Origin of the sequence: Paenibacillus hunanensis, assembly GCF_014645615.1 — a bacterium.
GTDB lineage: Bacteria > Bacillota > Bacilli > Paenibacillales > Paenibacillaceae > Saccharibacillus > Saccharibacillus hunanensis.
In genome coordinates this window covers 24087-49853 of record NZ_BMMB01000015.1, presented here as the reverse complement: position 1 = coordinate 49853, position 25767 = coordinate 24087, and the positions used below count along the sequence as shown (strand labels likewise).

Genomic DNA, 25767 nt, shown 5'->3' with positions numbered 1-25767 from the left:
GTTGGCGTTGGCGTTGGCGTTGGCGTTGCAGATGATACCTAATGCTGAACGAGTTCAATAGCAGTTTTTGCGTACTCGCTTACCCTTTTCATCTTGCAACCTCTGCCCTGACCTAATCGTCTTTATAGATAAGAGCGCATAGTACATCACAACCACGGACTAGAGTCAGTCCGCATTACAGGGTGACGATATGACAGCCTTGTCGCCACTTGATGACAGAGAACCACTTGACATTGCTTGCCCAATCGGAAACGGGCTGACCGTCGCTATACGGTGTGCATTCACGATTGTACAATATGGTTATATAACCGAAAGAAGGTGAAGCTCCACTGCTAACAGGCAAACAACGAATGCCGCCGTATTTCAAACTATCGTATCCAAAGGAGCATGCTTATGATGAAAAAATACAGTCTTTTACTTGCAAGTCTGATGCTAGTGACCGTTCTGTCTGCCTGCACAGGTAATTCCAGTCAACCTCCAGCTACAACCACACCGGACACCACGGAAAACTCAGGTAATACCGCACCGGGTGGCGAGACAACCACGCCAGCGCAAGGCACACCAACGGCTGAGGAAGCCAAAATCACTGCCAATAAACAGCTTGTACTCGGCTTATATCATGATATTCTCAATGGACATCAGATGGATAAAGTCAATCAATATGTAGCAGAAAACTATACCGAGCATAATCCGTACATGCAGAGTGGCAGAGAACAATTCTCTACGTTCTATGAAGATATTTTCAAGCGTTACCCGGATTATAAGGCGAATATCACAGGTATGATCGGACAGGGTGACCTGGTAGCTGTGTTTAGCACCGTTCCGGTTGAAGCCACTCCTACCAAGCCATCTGATTCTACAAGTGCCGAAACCAGCAGCGCAGCAAGTACCGATGCTACCAGCACCACTACAACAAGCTCAACGAGCTCCAATGCGAAAACAGCACTCTACGTCGATATTTATCGTATTAGCGATAACCAGATTGCCGAGCACTGGAATGTAAAGCAAGGTACAGATGATCCAGCAAAAGCATTCACACCTGACAAGTTGCCAACGCTGTCTGCTAAAGCCGAGCTGGCAGCCACTGATCGTGCAACCGTTGCTGCTAATGCAAGCTTTGTAGATAATTTCTTCAATACATTCTTTGTGCAGCATAATACGGATATTGCCAATGAAGCGGTTAATGAGAATGTGGAGCAATACGGTTCAGGTATTCAAAATGGACGTAGCGCGCTAGTGAGTCACTATTTGACCGAGTTCCGCGCCAATACGGACAGTAAGGCAACGCTGGTGAACACCATTGCTGAAGGCAATCTGGTGCTGGTACACAGTCATATGCAAAACAATACCAATGATCGTGGACAGGCGGTTATCCAGCTATTCCGAGTCGATAATGGGCAGATCGCTGCGATGTGGACATTGAGTCAGCCTGTACCAGAATCGTGGTATAAAGATACCGTGATGTTCTAATCGATTGGTAGATCATCTGATCGTTGAGTCACCCCATCACGGACTGACTCGATAGTGTGCAACTCTCCACTCAAGTATGAAGTCAGAAGGATACCGTGGTATTTTCCACTCTGGCTATAGCTGATCATTTTCTCGCCGAGTCTAATAGCGCTCTTCTCGGCAAACATGATCTTCAACGACACGATCGTAATCTATAAGGAAGATTACTCTATCCAAAAATAGCACACGAAAGTCAGCCTGCACTGCTAACCCCCCTTCCCATCGGTAGACTATACCGAATATGAATGGAGGTGCAATTCATGCCTGTGCAGGCTGGCTTTTTGTATGTGCCGGTATCAGGAACACAGCCCTATGCAGCTATATGATTCTTTAGTAACATAATATTTTGGTCAAAAGTGTCCGATGTTATACATAAGTCAATTGGTTTACCGTGAAGAATTACCATCATGATGGAATAACACATGTATTCCATTCCTTCGATCTCAACCTGTATGTAAAGGAGTCCATGAAGATATGCAGCTAAGACACATCCGTAATATGATTATCATCATGCTCTATATCGCGATCGCCTTTGTTATTACCTTTTATATATTGAGTATGAAATATCCGCATGCCTCTGCCTTCTCCTATGAGACATGCCGAGCTACCTATGATATGACCGACGATCTGTTCAAAACATTAAACGGCGAAGTGCCCGAGGATGCTTCTAATGTCGCTGCGGCTTCTGCCTCTACCCCACATGTACAAACAGCGCCTGATGGCAAAGCCAGTCATGTTGCCGTGCTAATGTACCATTATGTGGTACCGGAAAAATATAATGTCGAGCCGAACAATGCGCGCATTAATCTGGAAGCCTTTGAGCAGGGGATGAAATTCCTGCATGACGAGGGTTACCATACCGCAACGTTGAAGGAGCTGGAGCAGTACGTGAAGGGCGAGATTCAATTGCCTGAAAAGACTGTCGTGCTCACCTTTGACGATGGCTACCAGAACAATGTCGTGTACGCGTATCCTGTGCTGAAAAAGTATGGCTTTAAAGCGAATATTTTCATCGTAGGCACCAAGCTGAGCGATCAGAAGCAAAAGTTCATCCCCACAGCCAAAACGACCATTTCGCGTCAGGAAATGAAGGCGACCAGCGATGTGTTTGCTTACCATAGTCACACTTACAATTTGCATTACAAACGGCTGGTACAGTGTGCCGAGTATTATGCAGCAGGCAAGGATAGCAAGCGATTCACTCATGATATCGACCTGATGAAAAGTAAAACGGGAATCAATACGCCATACTTCGCTTATCCTTACGGTGAATACGATCCACAAATGGTGTATGATCTGAAGCGCAACGGCTACCGGATGGCATTTACCGTACGACCGGGCTTTGTTCATCCAGGTGATGATCCGATGTATCTGCCGAGAATGAATGTAACCTCAACGACAACGGTCAGACATTTACTGAATTTGCCGGATGAATAATGGTTTGAATCGTATTGCTTCAAGTAAGCGGAGTAGGTAGTGCAAGCTCTGCTGTGTATGTACGATACAAAATGTAGCTACGTCTCGAAGCTATTTATAATCTAAAAGTGCCCTTACGATGAGCCAAAATTGGGTGAGTCGTGGGGGCTTTTTGTATACGTTGATCTAGTCAGGTATTCGGTATATCGATGTGGCTAATGCATCGGCTTTCTCTCATCGCTAGATTAGTTCGCTGATCGACTAGATCGCATAGCATCCTCTTACGCTGCTCTACCCTGTTCTTTTCCGCTCTGTGATTTGCTGCTCCGTTCGTTTACTTTCTATTTATGCTGTTCTAAGCCGCTCCACCTTATATCCACTTCGTAAATAGCTACTTCCTTTCAGCCCATCTCATCATTCCCATTACCCTTAATTGTGCTTTCAACTGGCTCCCTTCATGGATGATTTTGCTTTGCAATTTTCTATTTAATCGCTCAAAATATATACAGGCGGGTAATGATAAGTTACACGCTACTTCCACTTATTTTGCGTATGATGGCTCTTCAGTTAGCCGTAATGGCGACGACACTATCGTCGCATCGCATACTGTAGCGATCCTTTACATGGAAGGGGTATGACCATGACTCTTGGTGAATGCCTAAATATGCTACACAAGGATATGATCTTAATCGATATGCACCGCCCCGGCTATCCAGCGTATACTGTTCAGAAATGGAAGAAGATGCTTCCACTGGAAGAGGAAGGTTATGAGCTGCGTACTCGGAGCTTTAACTTTGGCAGAACCCAAAAGCGATCGATTGCTAAAATGGATGGAACACAGTTATGGAACGAAAGTTGACGCATTTTTTTACACAGCGTTAACAAAAGATGGGTATACTGGCTATATACGATACATTTTTGCATCATTCGACACGGTTGCTGGCGAGGGATAGGAAGACGTATCCGTTCGGGCAAGCGTGGAGTAAAAGTTTAAATAAGGTAAGATATTTTGCTTTGCAAAAATCACTTTTTTATTGAATCTCGTGTTAGGAGATCGCTAACACTAGCAAGGTAAGATATTTTGCTTCGCAAAAATCACTTTTCATTGAATCTCGTGTTAGGAGATCGCTAACACTAGGACCGGAGGCATTATGGAAACTAAACAGGGACACCATCAAGCTCAAGCAACGTATATTAACCGGGATCTTAGCTGGATTGAATTCAATACCCGGGTTATGGAGGAAGCACAGGCATCGGATACGCCACTACTGGAACGCATCAAGTTCCTCGGTATCGTTTCTCGCAACCTCGATGAATTTATGAGCGTAAGGGTTGCTGGTATCCGTAATCAGATCAAAGCGGGCTACAACAAAAAGGATTTTACCGGCTATACACCAGCCGGCTTATACAAGCGCCTGACAAAGCGCGTAGAAAAGATGGTTTCGCATCAATACCGTACATATCGGGATCTCTCTCGTTTACTCGGTAAGCAGGGCATTACCCTGACTCATTATGATGATCTGAGCGTTACTCAGCAGAAGGCTGCGGACACGTACTATCACGATGTCATTTATCCAGTGCTCACACCGATGGCAGTCGATCAGAGCCGTCCGTTTCCGCTCGTGCATGGCCTGAGTGTCTATCTATCCGTCGTACTGGAGCATCCGAATCTCAAGGCAACGGAGCAGGAAGATGGCGAAGCGTATTATTTTGCAATCGTACAGATTCCTTCCAATCTGCCGCGTGCGGTTGCACTTCCGCATCGCCAAAATAGTAAAAAGCAGCAATACATTTTAATCGAGGATCTGATCTGTCAGCATATTCAGACCTTATTTGGCGGATATACACCGATTGCGGTAAATGCCTTCCGTCTGACTCGTAATGCCGATCTCGACATTAACGAGGAAGATGCAGAGGATCTGATGGAAGAGATCGAGAACCAGCTTCGTAAACGTAGACGCAGTGCGCCTGTACGTCTGGAGATTCAAAAGGACTTTCATCCGTATGCACTCGCTCAATTGCTGGAGGAATTCGATGTAAGTGAGGCGGTTTATGAGATTGACGGGCCGCTCGATCTGGGCTTCCTGTTAGGCTTCTCCGATTCGGTTACTGGACGCGATTCACTGCGTTATCCACCTGAAATTCAGCGCTATGCTCCAGAGTTCCCAGAAGGCAGTGATACAGACTTTTTCAGCGTCATTCGCGAGCGTGATGTGCTGCTGTATCATCCGTATGAATCATTTGACGCGATTAGTGACTTTATCGAGCAAGCAGCAGATGATCCCGATGTCATGGCAATCAAAATGACGCTGTACCGTGTGAGCGGCAAGTCCTCCCTGATCCACTCGCTCGCCCGTGCTGCCGAATCAGGCAAGCAGGTCACCGTAGTCGTGGAGCTAAAAGCCCGCTTTGATGAAGAACGTAATATCGTCTGGGCGAAAATGCTGGAAAAAGCAGGCTGCCACGTTGTCTATGGTCTGGTCGGACTCAAAACGCACGCTAAGGTTATTCTCGTCGTGCGCCGTGAGGGTAATACGCTTCGCCGCTATATCCATATGGGCACAGGTAACTACAATGCCTCCACCGCAAGGCTGTACACCGATGTCGGCTTGCTGACAGTAAATCCGCAGATCGGTGAGGATGCATCCGAGGTGTTCAATCATATTACAGGCTATACCGAAAGTCATGATTGGCAGGCGGTCGCGGTTGCACCAAGCACGATGATGAACAAGTTCATCTCGCTCATTCGCCGCGAGGCTGATCATGCACGCAATGGCAAGCCAGCACGTATTATTGCCAAAATGAACTCGCTCTCCAACCAGCAGATTATCGATGAGCTGTATGTCGCTTCTCAAGCTGGCGTGAAGATTGATCTGATCGTGCGCGGTGTGTGCTGTCTGCGCCCGGGTGTACCTGGACTGAGTGAGAATGTTCGCGTTCGTAGCATCGTTGACCGTTATCTGGAGCACTCGCGGATCTTCGCCTTTGATAATGGCGGTGAGCAGGAGGTATGGCTTGCCAGCGCGGACTGGATGACCCGCAATCTAACACGTCGGGTCGAGCTGATGTGTCCATTATTCGATAAAAACACAAAAACCGCTGTGCTCAATATTCTGAACCTGATCCTTGCGGACAATGTGAAGGCTAGAATATTGTTGCCAAGCGGTAATTATGAATTATTCAAAAATGGGGAACCGCCGCTGCGCAGTCAGTTCCATGCGTGGAATATTAGCTCGTGGAAACCGTATGTACCACCAGCCGCACTCGGACATCCCACTCCTTCTCCAAATCTTTAACAGCTTCCGTAATTTCAGCAACTTCCATAGAGGCTTCGGTGCGACAGTGAATGGTCAGCTCGAAGTCTCTTCCTTTGCGTACAGCTAGCAGTGACTCCACAGGCTGCGTCTCGCTCGTATCCATAGCAGCAGCCAGCTGTAGCAATGCACCGAGACGACGAATGCGCTCCTCATCCTTCGGATGCAGAATATCCGCGTACTCCACCGAAATGCGTCTTTTCTTAATTTTTCCTTTACTGCCGAAGATCGCGATAAAGGCAACAAGCACCGTTTCCCGATGATTCAGGCCTGCCAGCGCACGCGTGGTGAGCAGATACCGTGTATGCTCCTCATAATCATGATAGCCTACCTTCATCCCGATCTGATGCAGCATCGCAGCAGTACGTAGCAGCTTCACATTCCAGCGGTCGTCCATGCCTTCGCCCAGACTTTCGTAGAGCTGCACAGACAGCTGTGCGACCTGACGCAAATGTCGCTGACGTGGCAATGGCTCCAGCTCCAGCACCGACTCCAGCTCGTATTCCAGCACATCGTCCAGCACCGCATGCTCGCGTCCGCGCTCCCATTCAAAGAACAGCCCATCTCGCAAGCCTGTACCACTGATCAGATAATGATCGCATTGCATATAACCAAACAATGTACGCAAAATGATCATCCCGGGTATGATAATATCCGTCCGATTTTTGCTCAAGCCAGCTACACGCTTGCGCTCTTCATTGGTCATCGAAGGCAATTGCTGGTAGTAATAATCTGCATCCTCAGATTGCAGGGTGTACTGATGAATCTGCTCCATCGAATATTTGCGTTTACGCTGATGCATTTTACCAACAGCGCGAATCGTACCACCTAATCCGACAAGGGGTAGACCCGGATTACGGCTAATCCAGTCATGCTTTTCCGCTGCCTTGAGTACGAGCTGCTCCAGCTCTGTTACCGCCTTCTCGTCCCAGCGCCCATCCTCCTGCTTGCCAAAGCGCACGTTCATATTCACTGCACCAAATGGGAACGATACACTGGAAATGCGTGTCCGATCGCGAAATAGTGTAATCTCGGTACTACCACCACCGATATCGATAATATAGCCATCACGAATATCGATTCGATTCACAACACCGATAAATCCATAATGACCTTCCATCTCACCTGGTAGTAGCTCAATATCCAGACCTGTCTGTTCATTCAAATATTGAATAACGTCCTCACCATTCGTCGCATTCCGAATCGCCGCGGTAGCTACCGCACGAATCTCACTTACTTCATACGCTCGGCTTACCTCCGCAAACTGACGCAGCACAGGTACGATAAAGCGCAGCGATTCCAGCGGCATTTCTCCTTCTGGCGTTACAATCGCACTCAAACGTGCCGATTCGCGGCATTCCTTGAGCACCTTGTAGCCCATTCCGCCCCCGTTCTCATAAATGACCAGCCGAATGGAGTTCGAGCCAATATCCATAATACCTACGCGGCTATGCTGTGATGTATTCCCCATAATATCCTCCTTGTCTGTGCAAATGGTGCCAGCGGTGCTGGCTGCATCGTATGCTTCATTTCCGTACTCTGCATGGAATGAGGGGCAAGCTCTCGTTCCCGTTTATCCCGTGCAATCACGTTTACAGTCTATCTCAATTCACGCACGTCTACAACCGATCCGGTAAAGCTAATGGCTGTAGCTGGAAATCTAGTTGCGTTATTTGAAATTTTATATGAATTTCCAGTAAGCTAGAATAAAGCCGTAGCGCTAGATTAAAGTAAGTATACTTCAAAACTGTCACATGAATCACTATCTATTCCCATACTGGAATGAGACAGAAAGAAAGCGGGAGAGTCTATTGATTAATCTGATATTTGATATGGATGATACATTGTACGATCAGATGGACCCATTTGGTCAGGCGTATAATGAAGTGTTTGGCACTTCGAAGGAGTATGACGTTCCGGTCGAAAAGCTGTTTATCCGTAGTCGACTGCATAGTGATGTCGTATTTGATCAAGTACAAAATGGGCAAATGAGCGATGAGGATATGCATGTGTATCGGATTACACACGCTTTTGCTGATTTTGATATTACTATTTCTGAACAGCAGGCGGTAGATTTTCAAAATCGCTATGCCTTTCATCAGCAGCATATCGAAGTGCATCCGTTTATGAAGGAGCTGCTCGATTATGGTAAGGAGCAGGGCTGGCGAATGGGCATTATTACGAATGGCCCTGCGGAGCATCAGGCGAGTAAAGTGAAGCAGCTACGCATGGATCGCTGGATTGCTCCAGAGGATACCTTTATTTCAGGGAAGCTGGGTATATCCAAGCCAGATACTGCTATTTTCCGTCATGTCGAGCAGCAGATGAATATTGCCGCTGCGGATACGTGCTATCTCGGTGACTCTTATCTGAATGATGTGGTAGGTGCCAAAAAAGCAGGCTGGTCCTGCATCTGGATCAATCGCCGTCAAATCGTGCTACCGGATGATGTGGAATATGTACCGGACGCGAATCTGGATAAAACGCAGCATCCGCTGGATGTGGTGAAGCAGCTGATTGCGAATAAGACGGTATAATGTAGAGTTAAACCTATGGAATTCAATCTTATACAAGGAGTGAACCCATTGACTGTTGATCTACATCAGGCTTTTCTGGATAGAAAGCTGCCTTTATTGTATTCATTGGCAGACGTAGAAAAAGTACTGCACCATACATTTCAGGCAAATGAAGAAGACCCGATCTACGTCGCCGACCTTGCTCACGATCCCTATGCTGGATTTGAGCATTTTTATAAATGTTATACCATCACAGAGCCGACGATTTTAGAATCGTTGTTCACATTAGAGGAAAAAGAAATTCAGACTTCGATGTATCAAGCCGATAATGCGGCTCCTGAAGACAAATTTCAGCGAGCATGGGTCGATATTCAGCAAGGTCGGATGCTTCGCATCGCGATCATGTCCAGTGATGGACAGACGATGACTTCATTCACGCAGCAAGGTATAAGTGAACAGTTACTGTATACGCTTGTTGCATTAAAAGGGATTGATCCTGCTCAGGCACAGCCAGGCAATCCTGTCTATGCACATTATTTGCAAGCACTACAAAAGGCAGGATATTTATAATGAACAGATAGCGTATTGTACTACCTTCTATCATGGATGTACTGCAATATTCATTGCTTTGATTAACAATGCTTATTAAAGCTTGTAACTCATGTATAAACGAAGACCTCTATCCTGTATCAGGGACAGAGGTCTTCGTTGTCCTATATTCATTCAGACACGTACAGATGCATGAGTTAATATCATCTTCTACACGCTCTGCTATATCATTGCTTATTGAGCTGTGTAGCCACCATCGACCATCAGGCTAGAGCCTGTGACAAAGCTGGAATCGTCAGATGCCAGGAACACAACGGCTTTACCGACTTCTTCTGGCTTGCCCAAGCGTCCGAAAGCATGCAGGGATGCCAGATAGTTTTGCGTTTCTTCATCCAGCGTTGCATTGAGTAGTGGAGTTTCAATATAACCCGGACATACGGCATTCACGCGGATATTATCCGGGCCATACTCCAGTGCCAGTGACTTAGTCAGGTTCACGATGCCGCCTTTGGATGCGGTGTATGCCGCAGTTGCTGCACGTCCTACATGACCGAGCATCGAGGCCATATTGATCACTGAGCCACCTTGAGCGCCATTTTTCTTCATCTCTTGAATGGCATACTTGGCACACAGGAAAACGCCATCCAGATTCACACTCATCAGCTTACGCCACGATTCAAATGTCAGATCATCCGTGCTGTCTGTATTGCCAATGCCAGCGTTGCTTACGATGGTGTCCAGACGACCGAATTCGTCGATCGCACGCTGAATCAATGCTTTTACATCCTCTTCCTTCGACACATCAGAATGCTGGTAACGCACTTCTCCACCATTCGCGTTCAGCTCCTGCTCCAGCTTCTGCCCTAGCTCATCATTCAGATCAGAAAATATAACTCTGGCGCCAGCAGCAACCATTTCCTTTACGCAGGCTTCACCGATTCCATTGGCACCACCTGTAACAATGGCTACTTTTCCTGTTAATGAAGACATTTTCTAATTCCTCCATTCGTGGTTTAGAGTGTGTACGTAAACTTTTGTTGTTGGGGTAGCAACCACTCCGGCAAGGAATAAGGGGACGGACTCCGGTATCGCACAGGAATCTACGCAATAGGATCAAGTTGTAGATTCCCGTGCTCAAAAGCTGTAAGATATTTTGCTGCGCAAAAATCACTTTTTATTAAACCACGTGTTAGACAATCGCTAACACGGTAACTCGTCCTTTCCCCTTATTTCCTTCCCTCCGTTCCATGCTTTTACACGTATACCAGTTTGCATACATACCACTAAAGAATTGCAGTTACTTAGCCATCAACTTACACTGCCTTTATATTACCTCTAAATTAAGCTACTGAAAACTAAGCTATTCAAGTATATACCTGTAGATATTCCAAAAATAAGCATAATCTCAGCCTGCCGAATAGATGATTTCACATCAAAAATATCTTATCTACGTGTCTTGTATCCCATAGAACTCACTACTTCATCGCACCAAATAACAGAAGCCCTGCACATATTAACGTACAGGGCTTCTTAGCTCCGTAAAGCGAAAATCAATCTACTTATGCAGCTTCTTATCAGACTAGCTTTTAATAAGCAATAAGCTGCAATAAGCCTTCCAATCCGTATATGCTACGCAGATCATAATTTAGTTCTTCTGGCTCGCCATCCATTCCATCAGAGATACGGCTTTGCCTTTAATTTTGACAGGCTTGCCATTGTAGTCTTTGGAAATATTGTTGTTCAATACTGGAATCCATGACCAGTGTCCGTTGTACTCATAGGCTGCCGAATCTCCATTGCCTTTTTTGTACAGACCACTCATATCAAGCACTTTATCAAAATAGGAATAATGAACATTTTTCGCGCCTGCGGCAATGAGTCGTTTGTACGTTGCTGTTGATGCTTTGGACGTGTCTACTGTCTTATCCGCTCCCGCGGCTGTGAACCAGATCGGGGTATCCTTCAGCTTATTGATGTCTTGCTTCGTCAGCCAGGAATCGGTATAAGCTTCAGCGGATGGATAGGCAGCGGCAAAATAATCCGGGTTAGCAAGCAGCATATTCAAGGTCATAAATCCACCGTTCGAGCAGCCTCCGATGTAGATACGATCAGTATCTATGGCTGCGGCATGGTCTTTGACATACTGTTTAATTAGCGCAGTCAGTGCCGAGGTATACATACTTTTCCCTGTTTTCGTATATTGACCGGTGCCGTCGTTCATCCAAAATGTTGGCGTCTGAGGCACCAATACGGCAGCCTCGCCGAAATATTTCTGAATCGACTCTCCGGCTAATGACGTTACTTTATTGCCCAGCAGTGCAATTCTCGGATCGGTTCCACCCTCACCTGCACCATGCAGCCAGATGATTAACGGCTTTTTCTTGTCGTTGGCTGGCATGTAGGACGCATAGGTAAGATGGATCTGTCCGTATTTGGCATCCTTGTAATTAAATTTGCCTGTAGTATCGAACTTGTCGACCCCTTGCTCGATCATCGTATGCGGGGTATCTGGTCGGGTAGTCAGATTGTCGACTGTATTCCCCTGTGTATCTTGAAGCGGTTTCTGTTGAACAAGCGTGTATTGGAGATCAACGTATTTATTCGTGAATGTACTGAGGTCGAATGTAAACGGACTGGCTGATACAGAATCAGGGTGCACCTTCATCTCCATCGTAATGTACTGACCGGCAGGCTGCTCGGAGGCGTTCCCCTTTTCATCGGACAGATACACTCGATCGATCGTTCTACTGGAGCTATCTGCTCCGGTATACTTTTGCTTCGTCTGCATGTTAACCATCGGATAACTGCGCTCGGCTAGGACTTTGAATGTGTCGTTGGTGAGTGTGTCTGCTTGAATATCCACACCGGTATGTAAAATAACCTTGTACACGGCTGGGCCCCAATCATAGCCGCGAGTTACGAGTGAATACGAGAATGGAGCTGGCGCTTCGGTTGAATTGTTTGCGCTTACATTTGTGGAAATAAAAAGAGAAGAGGTTACAGCTAGAGCTAGAAAGCCAGAAAGCAGTCCTTTTTTCATATTCATCAGTAACATACCTCCAAATTCATAATGGGAAAGATTGCTTTATTGTAGCATTGGAATCGAGATATGGGAAATGATGTATCAAAAAGAACCGAAACATATTGTTCCGATTCTTTTTGCCTGGCAAAGAATACTCATTTTAGTTGCGTTTCATTAATCTCTCCTGCGATATAGTTGCGTTATCATAATGGAGCTAATCTTTTACGTCTCCATCAGAATCCACTTCTCCAGATCTTGCACAAAGCTACGCATCTTCCGTGCATATTGACGGTCGATCTCGCCGCTCTCGTACAGCTCCTGCACCGTATCGCGCTGGTTTTGCACAGCACTGGTGATCAAGTTGAGCTTGTTTTCATCCAGTGTAATATCCGGTGCAATTTTCTCATTGAAGTATTGAATCGAGTTCATAATTTTGCGATAACGGGAAATGACCTTTTCAGCGGCTTCCTCATTATGAACATTCATACGACTACGAATCGCATCAATCGCGGCTGGGCAGGATTGCAGCTTCAGATGCTTGAGCATACGGATTTTATCAAGCTTGCTCATCGCGGCTGGCTCATCTGCCTCTCCATCCGATTCGGCATCCTTCGTCAGATTCACAGGAGCGGGCAGATGCATCGGCAGCATGCCCTTCCATTTGTCCACACACTCGGCAATCCCGGTATCCATACGATCGGTCAGCACATTTTCGATCCGATCCAGACGATATTCAAACTCCATCGCCAGCTCCGGTGTAATCTCTCCATTATCCCGTAGCTTCCGTGCGACCTTACGCTCTGCATGAATCGCAGCCAGATACAGCTTGACCTCTTCCTGATCTGGATTCGGATCATGTAAAATCGACGGCTGCATCCCATTTTTTTGGAACATGTATTGCGTAATATCTGAAATGAGCGTCTTCGCCGCTTCACGGTTCGCATCATTGGTGCTGGACTCGACCGATTGCACCGCTGCGGACAGAACCTTCATCCGAATCCGATCCTCTACAAATTGACGCTGTAGCATTCCTTGCCCTGCTTCGGATGCACTCGTCACCTCTGCCTGTGGTTTAGGCGATAACAGCGGTAATAGCAGACTTGCCAGTATGAGCGACAGCAAAATCACACCTGCCGCAATAAATAGAATCAGCTCTCGCTGCGGAAAGGCAGAGCCATCGTTCAGCACATACGGAATCGAGAATGCCGCCGCCAGTGTCAGCGCACCGCGTACTCCGGACAATGACGTGAGCAAAATGCCTCGTACATCCGGCCGATTATCATCCATCTGGCGACTCATCACATAGCGAACCTCCCAGTAGCAGTAAATCCAGATAAAGCGCAAAATATACAGCAGTAATGTGATCAACGCAACATAGCCAAGCACCAGCCCATTATTAAACTCGGGATTGGTGAAAATACTGCCCATCACCTCTGGAATTTGCAAGCCGAGCATCATGAACACCAGACCATTCAGCGTATACACAATGACCGACCATGTGCTTGTTGAGACAATTTGCATTTTGAGCTGTACCGATTCGGCGCGATCCTTCTCCATCGCATAGACGATACCGCCTGCCACAACTGCGAGGATACCCGATACACCAATCTCCTCCGCCAGCAAATAGATTACGAACGGGGTCAGAATCTGCCACAGCACATGTACCGTGATATCCTCCATCCCCCATTTACGCACCAACACCTGACAGCGAATAAGCAGGAAAGAGGCAAGTGTACCAATCGCCAATCCCCCCAGCGCGACTAATAGGAAGTTCAGCGACGCTTCCCAGAGCGAGAACGTACCTGTCACCATCGCCGCCACAGCGAATTTGAATGCAACCAGTCCGGACGCATCATTCAGGAGCGATTCACCCTCCAGCAGACGATGAATCGAGCCTGGTAAATGAATCCTTTTCGCCAGCGAGCCTACGGCTACCGCATCGGTCGGAGACAGAATTGCCGCCAGCGCGAATGCAGCAGGTAATGGAATACTTGGAATCAGATAATTAATCCCATAGCCCGCTACGATCACAGTCACAAATACGAGCCCAAACGCTAACAAAATAATCGGTCCTCGCAAATTCCACAGCTCACCGCGTGGCGTTTGACGAGCATCATTATATAGCAGTGGTGCGATAAACAGCACCAGAAACAGCTCTGGATCTAGCTCTACCTTTAACCCGAACAGGGCAACACCGATCCCGAGCACAATCTGAAATAGCGGCACTGGCACAAAGGGAACCAGCCTGTTCAGAACATTGGAAATCCCGATGAAAAACAGAATAACAAGTACAGCAATAAAATGCTCCATGGCCATCCCCTTTCGATTGTAGCCGATCCTCGTAATAGTCGTACCAACCTCCAACAACAACATACCCACCACGCCTGTCTTGCAAACGAACGACTGGCAATTGTAGGCCAACGTTTAGTTAACCGTAGCGTATAGGTTTATGATCAGGATACCTGTACAGCAGCGATAGGTAGGAGGTCTATGTTTATTTTACCATGCTATGCAATAGGAACACTCGGTTCATTCCGATACGCAGTCCATTATGCAGCTAGCCTGCATTTTATTTTTTGTATAGTATAATTAGATAATGATCGAAATGTGAAATACACATGCCTCTATATTTCGCAGCATGTGCATCTTCATTCATAGCATTTGCAGCTTTATCTATATCTACATCTATACCTGCAAATATATATCTACAAATTTATATCTACTAAGGAGCCACATTCATGACACTACATTCAAATATATCCAATATCGCTTCCCTGCTAGGCGAGCCTTCGCGTGCTAATATGCTGACAGCACTGCTGGATGGTCGGTTCCATACGGCGGGTGAGCTTGCTCACGCAGCGTCCATTACACCGCAAACCGCTAGTTTTCATCTAGCACGACTCACCGAGCAGGGCTGGATCAGCACGGAAAAGCATGGACGTTATCGTTATTATCGATTGGCTGGAAATGAGACGGCGCAGAAGCTGGAGCAGTTCTTAGCGATCTGTCCCGTACCTGAGGTGCGTTCCTTAAAGCAATCCCAGCAGATGGATCAGTTGCGCTACGGACGCACCTGTTACGATCATCTGGCTGGGCAGGTAGGTGTTTTATTAACAGAGGCAATGGTTCAGCATGGGTACTTGATTGTGAAGGATGGAGCATTTGAGGTGAGTGAAACGGGAGTGGAACGATTCACCGCTATCGGTCTGGATATCGCCCCGCTACGCCGCAAGCGCCGTGCCTTTGCCCATGCCTGTTTGGATTGGAGCGAACGCAAGCATCATCTGGGCGGCGCATTGGGACAGGGTTTATTGCAGCTATGTCTGGAACGTGGTTGGATCGAGCGTATGTCAGGCATTCGGGCGATTCAGGTTACGGCGAACGGGAAGCAGGCGTTTCGCGACCATTTTAGCGTGGAGCTTGAACCTGCCGATTCACCAGATAAATTCCGACTAGAATACACAGCCCACCTGTAATCAGCGATGGATACAGCGGCTCTCCTAGCAGAAGCCAGCCTGTTAACACACCAAAGAATGGCGCGAGAAATAGAAATGCACTTGTTTTGCCGGGATCGCTATTTTGCAGTACATAGTACCAGCCTGCAAACTGCACAATCGACGATAACAGACTGAGCCAGAGCAGAATCATAATCGAAGCGCCATTCCATACAAATGAAGGCTGCTCCAGGACTACACTGCCAAGCAGCAGCAAAATCCCCCCGGCCAGCATTTGATATGCAGACAGCACCCACGTATTCAGCCCTCCACCCCAGCGCTTAACGAGCAGCGTTGCCGTTGCCCATGATACAGCCGAAGCAAGTCCGAATACGAGCCCAATCTTCCATTGCAGCCCGGCGCCAACGGTAACGCTAACGCCGATCAGCCCAAGCAGCACGCCGATCCATTGATACCAGCGATATCGCATCCCTGCAAAGCAGGTGCCAAATACAACCACCAGCAGTGGATTGGTAAAGGTTAGGATCGATGATTCACCTGCGGTGATCGTACGCAAACTAATGAACACACAGCCCATCACCCCTGCGGTCTGAAAGGTGCCGATGAGCACCATTTTACCCCAATCCCTCCAGTCTGATGGATGAGGCTGACGTAACAAGCGAACAAGTACCGCCATAATAATCCCTGCGAGTAGAAAGCGCAGTCCAGCTAATAACAATGGGGAGGCGTAGACTAATCCCATTTTGCCAATCGCAAAGGATGAACCCATGAGAAAGGTCGTCAGTACAATAAGGAACAGCATCGAAATTCGATTCATGGTTTCTCTCCTTTTACAGCTGCTTCGGTCATGTGTGTTTGCAGTCGTTTCAGTTGACCTGCATCATGTGGAGCACTGTTATCTATTACCCTGTTCACAGCTCTTATCGTCTGCGCTCTCGGGCTTGAAATAAGTATATAATGGATCGAATGCAGTGCTCATCGAAATATGGAATACATGATACAAGAGATGTAGCATATAAGATTTTGGTAGCTGGATATGGAAGGATTGCATCATGACAGGATCACCTCATGGATGACAATGGAAGATGCTTCTCTCCCATTGATATGTATAATTTGCTCAATACTGGTTCGGTTAACATTAGCTTACTGATATTTTCAGATTTTCATTTCCACTTCTACTATATAAAGTATGTTGGATTTGTTTTACCATTTTAAATTCAGAGATAACATATTGTATTTGCTCTCCGGATGTGCCAACATGGGAAGTGGAAGTTCGCTTGTCCCCGAATGGCGACATCACGAAAACAACATCTGCCTGTCATCATCGATTACATTGCTGGCGATTCTCCAGCATACAGGCTTGCTCACCGGTTGACCTGCGGAAATTCACCAACGATCAAGGAGTGAAGGTATGTTTTTAACAGAGCAGAAGCTGAAATCCCGACTCAATGAACTGGATAGCTATCGTTACCGTGAGGCCATCGTCCTGTCTTCGTTTCAAACGCATGAAGATGATGGTAAGCGCATTCATTCTGCCCCGCTACAGCCAGATAACACCTGGACTGAGATGAAGTTGGGCGACACCTGGACTGGACGTGACCGCTACCTGTGGCTCAATGTGAGCGCAGAGGTACCCGCAGCATGGAATGGCAAGACGATTCTGGGCAGATTTGATTTTGGTAAAACAGGCGGCGGTACGAATTCTGGTTTTGAATCGCTGCTGTATTTGAATGGACAGCCTTATCAAGGGGTCGACTCCAATCATATGGAGGTGTTCCTGCCTGCCGATGCGGCTGGACAACAGCAGCAGCTGACCTTCCGTCTATGGACAGGTCTGGAAGGCGGCGGCAAGCGCATCATGCAAAAGCATGAGCTGCAAACAGCAGAGCTGTGCTGGCTGGATGAGCCGACAGACAATCTGTACTATACCGGCGTTACTGTACTGGAAACGGTTGAAGTGCTGAGTGAGCACTCGCCTGAGCGTGCTGACCTGCTGCGTGCGATTGATCGCGCATTCCGTTTGATCGACTGGGCTGTACCTGGCTCGGAAAGCTTCTATGCAAGTATTCAGCAAGCCGAACAGCTGCTGGATGAGCTTGTTGGTGAGATCGGAAAGCATTCCTCTGTTCAATTAACTGCCATCGGGCATACTCATATTGACGTCGCGTGGCTATGGCGACTCAAGCATACACGGGAAAAAGCGATTCGCTCCTTCTCCACTGTTATGCGTTTAATGGAAAAGTTCCCGGACTACGTATTCCTGCAAACTCAGCCACAGCTGTATGACTATGTGAAGCAGGACGCACCCGAGCTATACGAGCAGATCAAAGCGCGTATTGCCGAAGGACGCTGGGAAGCTGGCGGTGCGATGTGGCTGGAGGCAGACTGTAACCTGACCAGCGGAGAATCGCTAACTCGTCAGCTGCTGCTCGGCACCCGCTTTTTCAAAGAAGAATTTGGCGTTGAATCGGATTATCTGTGGTTGCCTGATGTATTCGGCTATAGCTGGGCGCTTCCACAGATTTTGAAAAAATCTGGTATCGATACCTTCATGACAACGAAGATCAGCTGGAACCAGTTCAACCGGATGCCGCACGATACGTTCCACTGGCGTGGGATCGATGGAACCGAGGTGCTGACACACTTTATCACGACAACAGAACCGGATTCGGAGCCAGGCTCGTGGTTCTACACATATAACGGTCAGCTTGTACCGAAAACAGCTCAAGGCAGCTGGGAAGCCTATCGGGACAAGGAAATGAATCGTGAATTGCTCGTATCGTACGGCTATGGCGATGGCGGCGGCGGTGTTAACCGGACGATGCTGGAAATGCGTCGCCGTATCGACCGTATGCCAGGCTTGCCACATATGCGTACCGGATTGGCAGGCGACTATTTCCGCCGCTTGCAGGAGACGGTAGCGAATACGGACAGCTATGTACACACATGGGATGGCGAGCTATATCTGGAATACCACCGTGGTACCTACACCAGTCAGGCGTACAATAAGCGTATGAATCGCAAGCTGGAGCTGCTATACCGTGAAGCCGAATGGCTGAATGCGTGGCAAAGTGCGCTCGGCGGCAACTGGAGCGCTTATCCGCAAGAACAGCTTCATGATGGTTGGAAAATTATTTTACGCAACCAGTTCCATGATATCATCCCTGGCTCTTCGATCCGTGAAGTCTATGAAGACAGCCGCGAGGAATATGCAGAAGCCTGGCAGATCGGCTCTGACGTATGGGAACAGGCAGAGCAGCTCATCGCTGGTAAGTCGGATGATCATACTCGCACCGTATGGAACTCGGCACCATGGGCAACCAGCGGTGTGCTGACGATTGCTGCGAATGATTCAATGCAAAGCGGTAGCTGGAAAGCTGCCAATGGCGCTATTTTACAAGCTGAGCTACACGATGGCGAATGGATTGTACACGTACCCGAGGTGCCTGCACTTGGATACACGACTTTTTCCTTTGAGCCGACTACCGAAGCTCCAGCGGCAAGCTCTCCATTCACAGTGGAAGCACAGCGCTTGAGCACGCCATTTTACGAGCTGGAATGGAATGAGCAGGGTCAGTTAACACGACTGTATGATCGAGCAGCAGACCGTGAGGTGCTGGCTGCTGGCGAGCGTGGGAATGTACTGCAATTGTTCGAGGATAAGCCACTGAACTTTGATGCGTGGGATATCGATATTTATTATCAGGAGAAAATGAAGGAAGTGCAGGAGCTGACCGTATCGGAAGTCGTGGAAACGGGTCTGCTGCGCACGGTCGTTCGTTTTGAATGGAAAATTGGTGAGTCGACGATCCGTCAGCAGATGATCGTGTACGCAGACGATCGCCGCATCGACTTTGTCACCGAGGCAGACTGGCATGAGCGTCAGCAGCTACTCAAAGTCGCCTTCCCGGTGAATGTACGCTCTACCGAGGCTACGTATGATATTCAGTATGGCAATGTGAAGCGTCCAACACACTGGAATACAAGCTGGGATAGCGCACGCTTCGAGTCTGTCGGTCATCAGTGGGCAGACCTGTCCGATCGTGGCTATGGTGTCAGCCTGTTGAACGATTGCAAATACGGCTATGATATCAAAAATAATGTGATGCGTCTGTCGCTGATCAAATGCGCCATCCATCCCGACTTTGAAGCCGACCAGGGGCATCATGAATTCACCTACTCCCTGCTTCCACACGAAGGCGACTGGCTGCAAGGCGGTACAGTTCCAGCAGCATGGGCATTAAACAGCCCGCTGCGTGTAAGTACAGGCGGCTCGGATACACCAGAACGCTCCCTGTTCACCCTGTCCGGTCAAACTGCTATGATCGATGCAGTGAAAAAGGCAGAGGACAGCGACCGGATCATCGTGCGTGTGCATGACTTCTCAGGCAGTCGTCAGCGCCTGACACTGACCAGCGAGCTGGGCATCACCAGCTACCGCGAATGCAATCTGATGGAAAAGCCAGAAGGCGAGGATACTGCTGGCGATACGATCGCATTTGTACTGGAGCCATATGAGATTAAAACATTCGAGATCGCGCTGTAAAGCTTAATCTACATTCGCTAAGCTCCATATAACAAGCGCCTGTTACTCTATGTTGTCCAAGAGTGACAGGCGCTTATTTATACAGATTATTTGCTATTATCGCCTATAGAAATGAATGAGCAATCTATCCATCATTCAAATTAGCGGTACAGCCTAGCTTCTGTATCTATACATAGGGAAATTACTACTGCTATTGCGTAAACGACAGAATTAGCTCAATATTCACCTATTCATTCCAACTACTACGTCACCTCCTGCTATCCTCGCACTACGAAGCTATAAAATCTGTACTCACACAGTTTTCATACATTTATCTGATATAACTAATACTACGGATTTACGAATGGATTTCTCTGTTTTAATAGAAAGCAAGTCGGTAGTATAAGTAAAAGTCAACCACGCGACTGTTACTATTCTTCAGCCGGAATGTAACTTTTTGTCGACAGCTTTCGTTTACTATAAACAAAGGAATAAGCTTGTACGGAGTTTGCTGACGTGTTCGATTGGTTCAGCAACGGCATCTAACATCTGTCCATTCATACAGACCGTCTCGTTACAGTTTCTTTAGCGACGAGCGGTGCTGTGCATTTCCGTCTATTTTTACATCAAAGGAGACATACCTAAAGCATGCGTAAGCCCTGGAAAAAGTATATGTTCGCCCTGCTGGCGATGCTGCTCGTCGTCTATGTCCTCGGGGTGAACTTCCCGAAGTCTTCCATTCTGGCCCATAAAATATGCAGCTCCTGGGTCGCTGCTCAAAATGAAGTGTTTTATCTGCAACACCGGGATGAGTTGAATCAGCGTAATGTCGCACTTGCCGCTGATTATGTTGTACCGAAAGGCACTGCGGATAAGGTCGCTGTGCTCATGTACCACTATATCGTGCCTGCGAAGTACAATACCGAGCCGAAAAACAACTCGATCATCAACCTCGAAGCCTTCGAGAAGGATATGAAGTATCTGTACGACAACCATTACCACACGGCAACCTTGCAGGAGCTGGAGAAGTTCGTGAACGAGCAGGCTCCACTACCGGAAAATACCGTCGTGATCAGCTTTGATGATGGCTATCAGAACAATATGATCTACGCCTACCCGATTATGAAAAAGTACGGCTTCCACGCTACCATGTTCGTGATCGGCTCCAAAATTCAAGCGAAAACGCAAGCCTTCGATCCAACCAAAACAAGCTATGTATCGCGTGAGGAAATGAAGGCGACGACTGATGTGTTTGAATTTAACAGTCATACCTATAATCTGCATTTCAAAGAGCCACTGCATTGCGGCGATGATTATGCAGCAGGTATGGACCCGGATCGTTTTGTAAAGGATGATCATATTATGCGTACCGAAGCTGGCATTAATACACCATACTTTGCGTATCCATTTGGCGATTTCCGTATGCAGATGATCTATGCACTCAAGCAGTCCGGCTACCGGATGGCATTCACGGTGCACCAGGGCTTTATTCGACCGGGCGATGATCCGCTCCAATTGAAGCGTCTGACCGTGATCTCTACGACTAATCTAGGTGAACTGCTGCATATGGATCATGATCCAGACGGCTCGGCACCTGTTGCCTTTTAACATTATATTTTCATAAGACGACCTTATTGAGATAAGACTATTCAGTCGCAACGTAATAAAGCCCCTTTCCCACTGAAACGGATGTTCATCCTACAGATGACATTTCGCTTCCTACAGGGAAAGGGGCTTTTTGTATACTTATTAGATGTTACCTAACCATGGGTACATGTTCTAGGAGCATTACACTTGCTCGTGTAGAGCATAAACGAGTCACTTCATAACATGTGTAATGGGTATCGATAACGAGCAATAACGAAACGATTAACGGTCAGCAACTGCCGGAAGATCGGCGACATTCGACGCCTCCTGTGGACGATCCAGCAGACCACCTGCGCCATAATCGACGAAGTTTTTAATAAATTGCAGTGCTTCGGCGCGTGTCAGCGATTGCTTACCCTTGAAAGAAGCGATCGTCGCTTGACCCGCATTACTGCCATTAGCTAAGCCGAAGGCGAGCAAGTAACGAATCGCATTGTCACCGCTAAAGTTGACTCCATCCGCAGCGGATACGAGCTCTGCTACTTGTGCGCGACTGATCACAGCATTACGAGTCGACAGATTAGTGTAGCTTTGTACGGGATAATTTAACGCTTTGGCGCGAGTATAATATGGAGCTGCCCAGTTGCCTTTGCTGCTTGCGGTCACAGATGGCTCGTAGGAGCGAATCAGCATCGCCAAAAATTCAGCTTCCGTTACTGTTTTGCCTGGCTTGAAACTACCATCTGCATAGCCCTTCACTAAGCCAGATTGTACACCCCATGCAATTGTATCGTGTGCCCAGTAGCTTGCAGACACATCGGAAAAGAGCTTTCCATCTGCTGCCTGTGCCTGCTGAGGCATGCTGGAAACCAGCATGGTCAGCAATAAGCCAAGCGTCAGGAGCAGACGTGGTAATGTTCGTTTATTCATCGCTGTTCACCTTTTCTTGAGTCGCACTCATTTATAATAGAGACCCTATTATCGTGTCGTAAATTGTAGGACAAGCGGATTACTCAGTGCTGTGGATTGATCCGAATTCGCTGACGATTGACCCTTGATTCCTTTTTCCAGTACAACGGTATACGTCTGACCGGAGCTAAAGCCACCTGCCGTTGGCGTAATAAAAATACGGTTAAATTTCATAGCAATCTGTACATTACCAGCGATATTGCCATTGCCATCCAGTACGGTGACATTGTCTGTATTGATTGTAGATGGATCCAGGTATTTGTACTGACTGCTCTTCGTTACGACTTGCAGGCTAATGCGTACAGGTACAGTGCTTGGCAGGCTGGTTCGAGCGGGCACATCCTGAATGCCCAGACTTTGCTTGAGATCAGCCAGTTGCTTGCTAAAGCTCGCGTTGTTCAATCCACGTCCACTAAAGCTTGCTTTGATATAATCGGATGCTTTGCCAGAAGACTTAGCTGTGTTCAGCTGCTGCTGTGCCTTTTGCGCTGGTGTAGGCGCTGCGGCTGGTGTCTGTGATACTGGTGCTGGTGTAACGGTTGGACGCGGTGCCGCTGGTGCACCACCGCCACCTCCGCCTCCACCACCCCCGCCGCCAAATGCAGGGACGAGCGCTCCTCCACCTACTGGTGGCGGTGTCGTTACAACAGGTACGGCAACGACTGGTGTTGGCGTTACAACTGGAACAGGTGTGATTACCGGTGTTGGTGTAACGGTTGGTGCTGGTGTGTTCGATGGTGTCGGTGTGAACGAAGGCGATGGCTGATTATCGCTCGATGGTGTAGACGAATCACTACCTGAGCCTGATGTAGGCTGAACAGAATTGGTTTTAGCTGTTACCGTTTTACCGATCGATTCATTGCCTGTCTGGTCAAACGTTTTGACTGTAAACGTATAGCTCGTATCGGGCACCAGTCCCTGAGCGGTATACACATTCGTTTGTACCGTTTGCTTCGCTGGATCATGATCGTTATATACATGCACGCCTGCTAAGTCGGTATCGGTTGGATTTTGCCAGGTTAATGTCACCGAATCCGTTCCGATCTGACTCGCTTGAAGTCCACTGACCTCAGCTGGTGCGGTTGTATCTGCCTTCGGCTTGAATGTCACAAAGCCATATCCATATTCAGCATCCCGTCCGCTTGTACCGAGATCTACCGCATAATCCTGTAACTTGCTGCGTAGTGCGGAAGCGGATAGGGATGGATTTTCCTGTTTTAAAATCGCTGCCATTGCTGCCACATGCGGTGCAGCCTGTGATGTGCCGCTTGCGATAGCAAAGCCATTATTGAGATACGTGGATACGATCGATACACCAGGTGCTGCCAGCTCTACCTTTGGCCCTGTCGATGAGAAACTTCCACGCTTGAGATCCTTGTCTACAGCAGCAACAGCGATAACACTGCTGTACTGAGCAGGATAATTGACCGTATCGGTGCCTGCGCCGCTATTACCAGCAGATGCCACAACGACAATCCCTGCTTGATACGCCTGATCAAGCATATTGTGCAGAAGCTGTGAATCATAGGACGTACCGAGCGACAGGTTGATCACATCCATATGGTTCTGAATCGCCCAATCTACGCCTTCCAGTACATCTTGCAGATTGCCCTGACCGTTGGAGCCCATCGCCTTTACAGCATAGAGCTGTACGCCCGGTGCCATACCGGTTACAGACCCATCATTGTTGTGCGCGGCAATAATACCAGCCACATGTGTGCCGTGACCGTTATCATCGGTATAAGAGGTTGTATAATCGACGGTGGATACACCACCAGCAATTGTTAATTCAGGGTGAGCCGCGATACCAGAATCGATCACAGCAACCTTAATGCCAGAGCCATTATAGCCTTTTGCCCATTCTAGATCAGGCTGCTCTGCTTGATAATTCCATTGTGCTTGCTCATTCTTATTGACTGGAGACACATTACCAAGTGGCGTCACATCATCGTCTGTAAGCTGAAACGGAACATTACGCTCAATATAAGCAATATCCGGATTCTGTACCAGACTATTCAGATCGGCCTGTGTGACAGTAGCGGAAACGGCAGGAACCGTTTCAAACTCATGCTGCACATCTACACTCTGATCGAGTACGGCTTCTTTGCCGTCCTCATTTTTATATACGACAATGACATCCTGCTCCGCACCTGCGGCGAATGCCCGGTCATGCCCATATGTCGAAGTCGCGCCTACAAGGCTGGACACCGTAAACAGAGAGGCAATCCATATCTTTGCTGTCTTTTTCATGCTAGTCATTTCCCTCCGACTCCGGCATTCAAATGAGATCCTTCTCACCGGTATAATAATAGTCGGCATGTCTCTGCTCTAAAAAGTGACCTGATGCTTCGAAGGTTGCTACGTATAATCGACAATAAAATCTACCAATTCCGATTTCTTTCGAGAATTTTCGACAAGCTAACTTAGTGAGATATATCGGAGCTGATTCCGTAATTATGTATAGTTAAAATAAAAAATCTCCCTTTATTTCAAAGGGAGATTCGGTATGCATCTATAGTCGAAATACACAGTATTCTGCTAGTGTTCAAAGCACGGTATTAGCCGCGTTTAATCTCCGTTCCTTCGAATACCTTCGCATCCAGTGGAGCTGCTGCAAATTGCTGCATATCCTGTACGAACTTTTGGAAATGTGGAGTTGCGTTGTGCAGCTGCATCGCTTCTGCATCTTTCCACTCTTCCACCATTGTGAACAGGTTATCCTGCTTCACATCGCGTTTCAATACATACGTGATATTGCCTTCCTCAGCCTGGGAAGCCGCCACCAGTGTATCGATCTCTTTCAGAAATTCATCAACCTTTTCAGGTTTGATTAACATATTAGCGTGAATGATAAACATATGTGTACATCCTCCTTGGTAGTTATCAACTGTAATAAACTTACTTT

At 47.5% G+C, this 25767-nt stretch carries 17 protein-coding genes; 9 read left to right on the top strand and 8 right to left on the bottom strand.

Annotated elements, in window-relative coordinates; genetic code table 11:
- Positions 1 to 393: 393 nt before the first annotated feature.
- The 4 genes from IEX62_RS21835 to ppk1 all read left to right on the top strand — a co-directional run bounded on the left by IEX62_RS21835 (position 394) and on the right by ppk1 (position 6221).
- Positions 394 to 1470, top strand: coding sequence for a nuclear transport factor 2 family protein (locus tag IEX62_RS21835; RefSeq protein WP_188778252.1), 1077 nt, complete (start codon positions 394 to 396; stop codon positions 1468 to 1470).
- A 513-nt stretch (positions 1471 to 1983) separates the two neighbouring features.
- The gene (locus IEX62_RS21830) at positions 1984 to 2946 is read left to right on the top strand and encodes a polysaccharide deacetylase family protein (protein WP_188778250.1); all 963 of its coding nucleotides are present in this window, start codon (positions 1984 to 1986) and stop codon (positions 2944 to 2946) included.
- 619 nt (positions 2947 to 3565) lie between these two features.
- The gene (locus tag IEX62_RS21825; protein WP_188778248.1) at positions 3566 to 3784 is read left to right on the top strand and encodes a hypothetical protein; all 219 of its coding nucleotides are present in this window, start codon (positions 3566 to 3568) and stop codon (positions 3782 to 3784) included.
- Positions 3785 to 4076: 292 nt separating this feature from the next.
- Positions 4077 to 6221 (top strand): polyphosphate kinase 1, encoded by a 2145-nt coding sequence (ppk1, locus tag IEX62_RS21820; RefSeq protein WP_188778246.1) that lies wholly within the window; start codon positions 4077 to 4079, stop codon positions 6219 to 6221.
- Here the strand turns inward: ppk1 and IEX62_RS21815 are convergent.
- Positions 6154 to 7710 carry a Ppx/GppA phosphatase family protein gene (locus IEX62_RS21815; protein ID WP_188778243.1) on the bottom strand — a complete coding sequence of 519 codons (1557 nt, stop codon included), beginning with the start codon at positions 7708 to 7710 and terminating at the stop codon, positions 6154 to 6156. The genes ppk1 and IEX62_RS21815 overlap by 68 nt on opposite strands.
- A 340-nt stretch (positions 7711 to 8050) precedes the next feature.
- Between IEX62_RS21815 and IEX62_RS21810 the strand changes: the two genes are divergently transcribed.
- Both IEX62_RS21810 and IEX62_RS21805 read left to right on the top strand, forming a co-directional pair.
- Positions 8051 to 8776, top strand: coding sequence for an HAD family hydrolase (locus IEX62_RS21810; protein WP_188778241.1), 726 nt, complete (start codon positions 8051 to 8053; stop codon positions 8774 to 8776).
- A 48-nt stretch (positions 8777 to 8824) separates the two neighbouring features.
- Positions 8825 to 9325: a hypothetical protein gene (locus tag IEX62_RS21805; RefSeq protein ID WP_188778239.1), complete on the top strand. Its 501-nt coding sequence runs from the start codon at positions 8825 to 8827 to the stop codon at positions 9323 to 9325.
- A 213-nt stretch (positions 9326 to 9538) separates the two neighbouring features.
- Here the strand turns inward: IEX62_RS21805 and IEX62_RS21800 are convergent, their stop codons facing one another.
- From IEX62_RS21800 to IEX62_RS21790, 3 genes are all read right to left on the bottom strand, one after another.
- Entirely contained in the window at positions 9539 to 10294 is a 756-nt protein-coding gene (locus IEX62_RS21800; RefSeq protein WP_188778236.1) for an SDR family NAD(P)-dependent oxidoreductase, read from the bottom strand.
- 655 nt (positions 10295 to 10949) lie between these two features.
- Positions 10950 to 12350 carry a prolyl oligopeptidase family serine peptidase gene (locus tag IEX62_RS21795; RefSeq protein WP_188778234.1) on the bottom strand — a complete coding sequence of 467 codons (1401 nt, stop codon included), beginning with the start codon at positions 12348 to 12350 and terminating at the stop codon, positions 10950 to 10952.
- A 198-nt stretch (positions 12351 to 12548) separates the two neighbouring features.
- Complete coding sequence (locus tag IEX62_RS21790; protein ID WP_188778232.1) at positions 12549 to 14636, bottom strand: Na+/H+ antiporter; 2088 nt, start codon at positions 14634 to 14636, stop codon at positions 12549 to 12551.
- 428 nt (positions 14637 to 15064) lie between these two features.
- Between IEX62_RS21790 and IEX62_RS21785 the strand changes: the two genes are divergently transcribed.
- Positions 15065 to 15802, top strand: a complete 738-nt coding sequence (locus tag IEX62_RS21785) for an ArsR/SmtB family transcription factor (RefSeq protein ID WP_188778230.1) — start codon at positions 15065 to 15067, stop codon at positions 15800 to 15802.
- On the opposite strand, the gene IEX62_RS21780 is transcribed toward IEX62_RS21785, so the two are convergent.
- Positions 15735 to 16598 (bottom strand): DMT family transporter, encoded by an 864-nt coding sequence (locus tag IEX62_RS21780; protein ID WP_188778227.1) that lies wholly within the window; start codon positions 16596 to 16598, stop codon positions 15735 to 15737. The genes IEX62_RS21785 and IEX62_RS21780 overlap by 68 nt on opposite strands.
- Before the next feature lie 594 nt (positions 16599 to 17192).
- Here IEX62_RS21780 and IEX62_RS21775 point away from each other — a divergent pair.
- Both IEX62_RS21775 and IEX62_RS21770 read left to right on the top strand, forming a co-directional pair.
- Positions 17193 to 20327, top strand: coding sequence for an alpha-mannosidase (locus tag IEX62_RS21775; protein WP_188778225.1), 3135 nt, complete (start codon positions 17193 to 17195; stop codon positions 20325 to 20327).
- A gap of 627 nt (positions 20328 to 20954) precedes the next feature.
- Positions 20955 to 21914: a polysaccharide deacetylase family protein gene (locus tag IEX62_RS21770; RefSeq protein ID WP_188778224.1), complete on the top strand. Its 960-nt coding sequence runs from the start codon at positions 20955 to 20957 to the stop codon at positions 21912 to 21914.
- A 261-nt stretch (positions 21915 to 22175) separates the two neighbouring features.
- On the opposite strand, the gene IEX62_RS21765 is transcribed toward IEX62_RS21770, so the two are convergent.
- From IEX62_RS21765 to IEX62_RS21755, 3 genes are all read right to left on the bottom strand, one after another.
- Positions 22176 to 22823 carry an S-layer homology domain-containing protein gene (locus tag IEX62_RS21765; RefSeq protein ID WP_188778223.1) on the bottom strand — a complete coding sequence of 216 codons (648 nt, stop codon included), beginning with the start codon at positions 22821 to 22823 and terminating at the stop codon, positions 22176 to 22178.
- 48 nt (positions 22824 to 22871) lie between these two features.
- Positions 22872 to 25112: a S8 family serine peptidase gene (locus IEX62_RS21760; protein WP_188778222.1), complete on the bottom strand. Its 2241-nt coding sequence runs from the start codon at positions 25110 to 25112 to the stop codon at positions 22872 to 22874.
- Between the two features lie 308 nt (positions 25113 to 25420).
- A complete protein-coding gene (locus IEX62_RS21755; RefSeq protein ID WP_188778221.1) occupies positions 25421 to 25720 on the bottom strand; it encodes a putative quinol monooxygenase in 300 nt (99 codons plus the stop codon).
- Positions 25721 to 25767: the final 47 nt, after the last annotated feature.